This window comes from Duganella guangzhouensis, from assembly GCF_009674535.1.
In the GTDB taxonomy this organism is placed as follows: Bacteria; Pseudomonadota; Gammaproteobacteria; order Burkholderiales; family Burkholderiaceae_D; genus Rugamonas; species Rugamonas guangzhouensis.
This window is the reverse complement of record NZ_WKJK01000002.1, coordinates 620261-628501: the sequence shown is the minus strand read 5'-3', so window position 1 is coordinate 628501 and position 8241 is coordinate 620261. Positions and strand designations below refer to the sequence as shown.

6 protein-coding genes and 1 pseudogene are annotated in these 8241 nt (G+C 65.7%); all 7 read right to left on the bottom strand.

Annotated elements, in window-relative coordinates:
* Positions 1-462: pseudogene (locus tag GJ699_RS06055) on the bottom strand (flagellar hook-length control protein FliK); the annotation flags it as partial.
* A 14-nt stretch (positions 463-476) separates the two neighbouring features.
* Complete coding sequence (locus GJ699_RS06050) at positions 477-806, bottom strand: flagellar protein FliT (RefSeq protein WP_154374056.1); 330 nt, start codon at positions 804-806, stop codon at positions 477-479.
* 3 nt (positions 807-809) lie between these two features.
* Positions 810-1247 carry a flagellar export chaperone FliS gene (fliS, locus tag GJ699_RS06045; protein WP_154374054.1) on the bottom strand — a complete coding sequence of 146 codons (438 nt, stop codon included), beginning with the start codon at positions 1245-1247 and terminating at the stop codon, positions 810-812.
* A 26-nt stretch (positions 1248-1273) separates the two neighbouring features.
* Positions 1274-3949: a flagellar filament capping protein FliD gene (gene fliD / locus GJ699_RS35265; protein ID WP_371867469.1), complete on the bottom strand. Its 2676-nt coding sequence runs from the start codon at positions 3947-3949 to the stop codon at positions 1274-1276.
* A 243-nt stretch (positions 3950-4192) separates the two neighbouring features.
* Positions 4193-4582 carry a flagellar protein FlaG gene (locus GJ699_RS06035; protein ID WP_154374052.1) on the bottom strand — a complete coding sequence of 130 codons (390 nt, stop codon included), beginning with the start codon at positions 4580-4582 and terminating at the stop codon, positions 4193-4195.
* A gap of 90 nt (positions 4583-4672) precedes the next feature.
* Complete coding sequence (locus GJ699_RS06030; RefSeq protein WP_154374050.1) at positions 4673-6196, bottom strand: flagellin N-terminal helical domain-containing protein; 1524 nt, start codon at positions 6194-6196, stop codon at positions 4673-4675.
* Positions 6197-6485: 289 nt separating this feature from the next.
* Positions 6486-8078 carry a sensor domain-containing diguanylate cyclase gene (locus GJ699_RS06025; RefSeq protein WP_154374048.1) on the bottom strand — a complete coding sequence of 531 codons (1593 nt, stop codon included), beginning with the start codon at positions 8076-8078 and terminating at the stop codon, positions 6486-6488.
* Between the last annotated feature and the right edge of the window lie 163 nt (positions 8079-8241).

Below are 8241 nucleotides of genomic sequence, written 5' to 3'. Positions count from 1 at the left end.
GGCGGAGGTGGCGGGCTGGCCCGGCGTGCCGTTCGCGCCGCCCGTGGCCGGCTTGCCCTGGCTGGGCACGAACACCGCGCTGCCCTGCGACGGCAGGCTGGCGGCTTCGCCGCCGTCGCTGGCGCCGCCATCGCTGTACAGCAGGGTGGGCGTGCTGCCCGGGGTGGTGTTAGCCAGCTGAAAGGTGGGACGCGGCTGGGCGCTGAGCACGGTCAGTGAGACGTTGCCGCCGACCTGGGTTTCGCCCGGCAGCATCATGCGCACCGCGTTGTCGGCCACTTTGACCAGGTAGCTGCCATCTTGCAGCTTGGACAGCACTTCGGCGTTGACGGTCTGGCCGACCAGGTTTTGCACCGCGCGCTGGAACGCCGCCTGGCGGCCGTCGGCCAGCGGGATGCTTGCGCCGCCGCCACTGCCCGGCGTAACCGGAGTGACGGTACCTGCGTCGACGCGCGGCAGCATGGCGCGCCTCCGCTTTAGACGCTGCCGTAGGCGTTGACGACGCGCCGTTCCGTGCCGGTGGCGTTGATCAGCTTGGACAGCTGCGCCATCCACGGCATGGTCAGGTCGCGGATCTGGCGGTCGGCCTTCAGCATCTGCCGGATCAGTTCGATTTTGCGTTCCCGCTCGGCGCCGCGCATCGGCTGGCGCGGCTCCTGCTCGCGCAGCACCTGGGCGTGGGCGGCGCAGCGTTGTTCGAGCAAGACCAGCGCGTCCCAGTCGCTGCGCTGGGCCGCCTGCACCATTTGTTCGGTCAGGTCGGCCATGGCGGCGTACACGGATAAAACGTCTTGAATCGTCATCATGGATCAGGCGCTCGCGAGGTTGGTGGTGGGGTGGTTGCCGCTGGCGGCAGGGGTGTCGGCGATCGCGTTCCAGGCGTCGCGCAATTCGGTCAGCAGACGCTGTACTTCTTCGATGATGCTGGCGTCGTTGTTGACGTTGGCCGTCAGCAGACGGTTGCTCATGTATTCGTACAGCGCGTCCAGCCCTTCGGCGATGTCGCCGCCGGCCTTCTTGTCGAGCGCGGCGCGCAAGCCGCTGTCGATGATCATGATGGCCTTGGATAACGACTTGCCCTTGACCGCGATATTGCCGCTCTGCATGGCGGCCAGCGCGTCGTTGAGCGCCACCCGCGCGCCGTCGAACAGCATGACGATCAGCTTGTGGGGGCTGGCGGCCAGCACGCCGGTTTCCATGCCGATCTTGGCATAGGCGTTGACGCCGGTTTGTCGGGATCCAAACATAGGTGCTCCTTTCTATGCGTTCGCGCTTAGTTGTTGGCCGAAATCGCGGCCAACTGCTGGGTCAGGAACGTCGAGGTACTATTCAAGCTGGCGACCGTGGTGTCGAGCGCCGTGTATTGCGCGCGGTAGCGCGCTTCGATATCGGTCAGGCGGCTGCTGAAATCGGCGCGCTGCTGGGCGATGTCGGCCACCGAGGCGTTCAGCCCCTTGGTGCGGCCGGCAATCGTGCCGCTGCTGCCGAGGTAGCCGGCCGCCAGCGTGTTCAGCATATAGGCATAGCCCTGCGAGAAACCGAAGGTGCCGCGCGAACCAGTGGTGTCGCCGGTCACGGTCAGCTTCAGGCCGTCGACCGGGCCGCCGGCGGCGCCGGTCAGGGTCTGGCCCTTGCCGGTCGCGGTGTAGCCGCCGATGGTGCCGGCCACGTCGACCCCGGCCACCGAGCTGCCGCTGCCGAAGATCGACGACACCTCGGTGCCGCTGCTGGTGGTGATGGTGATGTTGGAGGCCGAACCGTAGGCGGCCGAGGCCAGCTTCAGCGTGCCGTCGTCGCCGACGGTGGCGGTCACCGACGAGCCGGCGGTGGAAAACGCGCTGACGCCGTTGATCGACGATTGCAGCAGCGTTGCCAACTGGCTCGGGTTGTAGGTGCCGGCCGGCAGCGTGATGGTGGCGGTGTTGGCCAGCTTGGGCGGCGTGGTGTCGTTCAGCGTCACGGTCCAGGTGGTGTCCTGGTCGATGGTGGTCTCGGCCGGCAGCACGGTGCTGCCCTGCAGCGTGCCCTGGGTCGCCAGCTGGGTGATGTTGAGCGCGTAGCTGCCGGCCTGGGTCTTGGTCGACGAGCTGACAAAGCTGATGTCGGGGTCGGTGCCGCGGCCGACCGCGGCAAACAGGCCGGCGATGTCGTTGAAGTTGTCGGTCATCGCGGTGGTCAGCTTGGCGCTGTCGACCGCCAGCGTGCCATCCTTCTGGAACGAGACGCCGATCTGCGACAGATTGGTCAGGCTGCTGCTGGTCAGGCCGGTGATGGTGCTGCTCAGCGTGGAGCGGATCGACGATTGCAGATTGCGCAGCGTGCTGTCGCCCAGCAGCGGGCCGGAGGTCTTGGTGTCGGCGTCGTAGGCGCCCAGCGCCGACAGCTGGGTGTTGAGGTCGTTGTAGGCCGAGACGAAGGCGTTGATCGAACTGGTCAGCGTGGTGGTGTCCTTGGCCACGGTGACGCTGGTGCTGCCGGCCTTGAGCGCGGTAAACGTGACGCCGGTGACGGCGCCGCTGATGCTGGTGCTGCTGCTGGTGACCGCGATGCCGTTGACGGTGGCCTTTGTGTCGGCCGCGGCCGACTTCTGGCTCAGGTTCTGGGTGCCGGCCGGATCGTAGCCGAGCAGGCTGACCAGGTCGGGGTCGGGGTCGGCGCCGCCGGAGCCGGCCAGCGTGATCTTCATGGTCGAGCTGGCGCCGGTCGCGGTCGAGGTCAGCACCAGGTGGTAGGGGGTGGCGCCGGTGCCGCTGGCGCCGTCCGAGACGATCGAGGCGGTGACGCCGAAATTGCCCTTGTTGATGGCGTCGGTGATGCCCTGCAAGGTGTTGTTGGTGCTGTCGATGACGATGTTGCCCATCGTGCGGGTGGCGTCGGCGGTGAAGTCGGCGCTCAGGTAATTGCCGCCGACGCCGGCGGTCAGGCCGGCCGAGGCCGGGTCGCTGCCGCCCACCGTGATCGGGCTGCCGTCGGCCGACACCAGCGTGATGGTGCCGACCGCGGTGACGCTGGAGCCGATGTTGGTGCTGCCGGCGCTGTTGCCGATGCCGCCGGTGACCGCGCCGGTGACGCTTTCGGTCAGCGCCACGTTGCTGCCGTCGGCGTTGCTGAACTGCAGGTCGCCGCCGGCGGCGGTGCCGGTGACGGTGATGTTGGCGTCGGCCAGCGCGCGCGAGATCGCGGTGTCGCCGCTCAGCGCGCTGTCCAGCGAGGCGGCGGTGATGCCGCTGCCGCCGGCCACGCCGGCCGCCTGCACCGCGATGTCGACCCCGCCCACCGACAGCGTGTAGGTGCCGCCGCCGCTGGTGTCGATGTCGCCGAAGGTGCTGAACAGGCTGGCGTCGGTGGTGGCCGCGCTGGCCTTGGCCGAGACCCCGGTGGTGGTGGTCTTGTCGTTGATGGCGTCGGCCAGCGCGCGCGCGCTGCGCACCGTGTTGTTGGTGACGATGGTGGTGCCGTTGATCGCCAGCGAGCCGGCCGACAGGCCGCTGGTGCGCATGCTGTTGGCCAGCGCGGTGCCGGCGATGCCGAATTCGCTGTTGCTGACGGTGCCCAGCGAGAAGCTGATGGTGGTCTTGGCGCCGCTGCCGACGGTGGCGGTGGTGCTCTTGAAGCCGTCCGAGGCCAGGGTTTGCGCCTGCGCCAGCTGGGTCACGTTGACGCGGTAGGTGCCGGCGGTGGCGGTGCTCTTGGCGGTGGCGCTGACCACGGTGGAGTCGGCCGGGGTGCTGGTCAGGGTTTGCAAGCTGGAGGCCGTGGTCAGGCCGCTGAGCGCGCTCTGGAAGGTGCTGAGCGCGCTCGACATGGTGCCAAACGCCGAGACCTGCGACTGGTAGCTGGCGGTTTTGTTATCAAAGTCCGTCAGCGGCGCCGACTCCACCGCCATCAGCTTGCTGACGATGCTGTTGACGTCAAGGCCGGAACCGATGCCGGGGGATGAGATGGACACGATGCGCTCCTAAGTAAAGCAATAATATAAGCCGGTATCGGCAAAATCAAACCGGACTTGAGAGGGGGAAATACCGGCTTGTTTCGCAAAAGCTGTAAAAGCAGGTAAAACATACCGTCGGACATACCGTCGGACATGCCGTCGAGCAATGACACGGCAAGCGGGGCGGGAAGTGCGGGCGCTCCGGGAACAGGATGCCACAGATGAGAAAAAAACGGCGCGCACCGGGGGCGCGCGCCGGTGTCAGGCGGTCTGGTCGATCAGCAGCCCGGTGCTGGCGCTGCCTTGCTCGTCCAACGCCTTGGCGATGGCCAGCGCTTCCTTGGTCGGGAATTGCCGCACCACTTCCTTGGTGGTCTGGTCGACCACCTTGACCACAGTGCGCTTGGTGTCCTGGTCGACCGAGAATTCCAGGTTGTTGGCCTGGGCCTGGGGCGTCTTGTTCAGCTTGGACAGCGCATCGTTGATCTGTTCCTCGCTGGGCGCGGCCTCGGGCGCCTTGACCGCGTTGGCCGTCTCGACCGGCGCCGCCGGTGCGCGCGTGGCGCCCTGGGCCGTGCTGGCGTCGGCGCCGACCGTGCCGCGGTCGGTCGCGCGCGCCGTGCTGGCGCTGGCTATGGTGTCGATAGTCATGATTGTTCCTTGTGAAAAATCCCCGGCTGATGAAATCAGCCGGGGATCCTGGTCAGAGCGACCGTTACCGGGTCAACTCTGGCCTGGATTTTAACGCAGCAGGGACAGCACGTTGTTCGGCAGCGAGTTGGCCTGGGCCAGCATCGCGGTACCAGCTTGTTGCAGGATCTGGCCGCGGGTCATGTTGGCCGTTTCCGACGCGAAGTCGGTATCCTGAATCCGGCTGCGGGAAGCGGTCAAGTTTTCCGTGGTCGTGTTCAGGTTCGAAATGGTCGAGGTGAAGCGATTCTGGATCGCACCCAGCGCCGCGCGGTTGCTGTCGACCTGGCTCAGCGCCGAGTCGATGGTTTTCAGGGCCGCGTTGGCGCCGTCCACGGTGCTGACGTCGATCTTGGCCACCGATTGCAGGTCCGAACCCGCCGAGCCGGTCACGATGGTGCTGTCGCCGCCGGTGATGGTGAAGCCGCTGTTCGACGAGAAGTCCAGGTGGCCGCCGACCGTCACGGTGGAGCCGGTCGCCACCGATTGGGTGGTGGCGGTGGCGGCGCCGGTGTTGGCGGTGCCGGTGCCCGGCTTGTCCATGCCCTTGATGGTGGCGGTGCCCAGCGCGTCGGTGGTGCCGGTGTTGGTGTTGTTGATCTGGATGTCCGAGCCGGAGCTGTTGGTCATCTTGATCTGCTTGTTGCCGGACGAGTCCAGTTCGATCGAGGCGGCGACGCCGGTGGTGCCGGTTTGTGCGTTGATCGCCTGGGCCAGTGCCGACAGGTCGCCGTTCTTGACCTGGGCCGAGATGGTCACGCCGGTCGAGTCTGGATCGGATTCGACCGAGTTGTCGCCGCGCAGCGTGAACTGGACCGAACCGTCCTGCAGACCGGCCAGGGTGGCGGTGGTGCTGGCGGTGGCGGTGACGCCGCTCTTGCTGCTCAGGGCATTGACGTCGGACGCGATTTTCTTGGCGCTGGCGCCGGCTTCGACGTTGACCGAGGTGGTGACACCGGTACCCGAGGTGATCGACAGGGTTTGCGCGCCGACGTTGTTGGTGGCGGTGGCGGTGGCGGCCGAGATCGAGGTGGTGTCGCCGTAGTTCGAGGCCAGCGTGTTGTTGCCGATGTCGGTCGCCTTGGCCGACTGGATGCCGACGTTGATGGTTTGACCGGCGTTGGCGCCGACCTGGAACTGGGCCGAGGTCAGCGAGCCGTCCAGCACGTTCTGGCCGTTGAACTGGGTGGTGTTGGCGACGCGGTCCAGCTCTTGCGACAGGGCCGATACCTCGCCCTGGATCGACGCGCGGTCGGAGTCCGAGTTGGTGCCGTTGGCCGACTGCACGGCCAGTTCGCGGATACGCTGCAGCAGATCGCCGGCGGTGCTCAAGCCACCCTCGGCCGTTTGCGCCAGCGAGATACCGTCGTTGGCGTTACGTGCAGCCGTCGTATTGCCGCGAATTTGCGAAGTAAAGCGGTCGGAAATCGCCAGACCAGCCGCGTCGTCCTTGGCGCTGTTGATACGCAGGCCGGACGACAGACGCTCCAGCGAGGTCGACAGGGAAGCCTGCGAGCTGTTCAGGTTCCGTTGCGCATTCAGCGAGCTAATATTGGTGTTGATGACTTGTGCCATGATTCAATTCTCCAGATTACTACCGTGTGGGCGAGGTGCTCAATTTCACTTTGGTCTGCCTCGTTGTTCCGAGACAATCAAACCGCTGTTGAAGCTGGTAACGGGTTCCCATGTGGAAAGTTTAGGGAGAAAAAGGCGGTAAATTTTTGTTTACCGGGCTAAAGTTCGCTACCGATGAGCGTCTAAACGACGGTAAAAAAGGAAACTTTAGGGCGAAAAAAAATTTATTTCGCGCAAAAAAAATGCCCGGCACAGCGGCCGGGCACGGGGATGGCGGGGGGGATTTCGCTCAGTCGGCCACGACCACGCGGTTTTTGCCGGTCTGCTTGGCGGTGTACATGGCCTTGTCGGCCCGTTTGACCAGCTCGGTCTGTTCCTCGTTGGGACGGCGCAGCGCCACCCCGGCCGAGAAGGTGATCAGCACTTTCTCGTTATCGTGCAGGAAGAAATGCTTGGTCAGCTCGCGCTGCAGCCGCGTCATGGTCGAGGCCGCCGCGTCGACCGTGGTTTCCGGCATCAGGATCAGGAATTCCTCGCCGCCGAAGCGGGCGATCACATCCATCGAGCGCAAGGTGTCCTTGACGATTTTGACCAGGTGCTTGAGCGCGGCGTCGCCGGCGATGTGGCCGTAGGTGTCGTTGAGCTTTTTAAAATCGTCCAGGTCCAGCACGGCGATGCACAGCGGCGTGCCGCGGCGGTCGGAACGGGCGGTTTCGCGCTCGAACACATCGTCCAGGCCGCGACGGTTGAGGCTGCCGGTGAGCTGGTCTTCGCGCACCAGTTCGCTCAAATGCTGCAGCTTGGCTTCCAGCGTGTGGATGCGCGCCTCGGCGTCCTGCACTTCCTGCTGCGCCAGCATCATCTTGTCGCGCGCCTTCAGCGCCTCGTTCTGGACGATGCGGGTTTCCTTCAGCACCTCGTCAAGAATGCTGTTGAGCTCGGAAATATTGTCGGCCTTGCTGATCTTTTCCGAATAGCCGCCGATTTTCTCGTGGAAGTCGCCGGTCGAGGCCGCCACTTGGCTGAGGCGGTCGATAAAGGTCATCATCATGTTCTTGACGGTGAGCTTGACGTCCGCCAGGCTGTGCTTGAGCTGGCCCTGCTTGTAAATCACTTCCTTCAGGCTGCGCGTGGCTTCCTCCAGCGCGCGCACGTCAAGCGGGCCGGCGATCAGGTTTTGCACCGCCTCGATCTGGCCGCGCAGCCAGCTGTCGTCGTCCAGCAGCTCGCTGACGTTTTCCAGCAGCAGCTTGAACAGGCGCAACAGCAATTCCTGCTGCTCGCCGCTGTCGCCGCCGCGCTGCTCGATCTGGTAGCACAGCTGCTTCAGCCGCGCGGCGATCTCGGCCAGCGCCTCCTCGCTGTGGGCCAGCTTGGCGGCGGCGCCCAGCGATTCGGCCTCGGCCGCCAGCACCGGCGCCCCGGCCAGCGACGAGGCCAGCGCGAAGGTCAGGGTGCGCGCCAGCAAGTCGCGCAGCGCGCGCGCCTGCTCGCTGTCCTCGCCCGCCAGGCCGGCCACCTCGATGCCTTTTTTCGGCGCCGTCACATGTTTTTCCACCAGCTGCGACAGCGCGCGCGCATAGCCTTCCCAGTCGCGCGACTTGACCGCGCGGTCGAAGCGGCGGCCGAACTCGGCCAGATCGCCGGTTTTCTCGGTCATGCGGGTGGCGAGCTGGCTCAGCACCGATTCCGGCCCCGGCTCGGTGCTGCCCAGCGGTGCTGCCGCAGCCGGCGCCGGCGTCGCCGGGATGCCGGCGATTTCGTTGTAAATGTCGCGATAGGCTTCCGGCGTCGGCGCGATGCGGCGCACCGCCAGGCGTCGGAACGCCTCGCGCGCGATATCGGCCGGATTTTGCTCGGGAGGGGTGGGTTTGCTGGACATGATGGCGCGCGGACCTCTTAATGGATTACCAATTGCCGCCATGATAAGCGCCCGCGCCGTGCGGCATTGCCGAGAGCAGGGGCGGGAAGGTGGCTTTCATCGATGCATTAACCATTTTTCTTTGGGCAACAATATGTGACATGACTCTTGCTATCTTACCCGC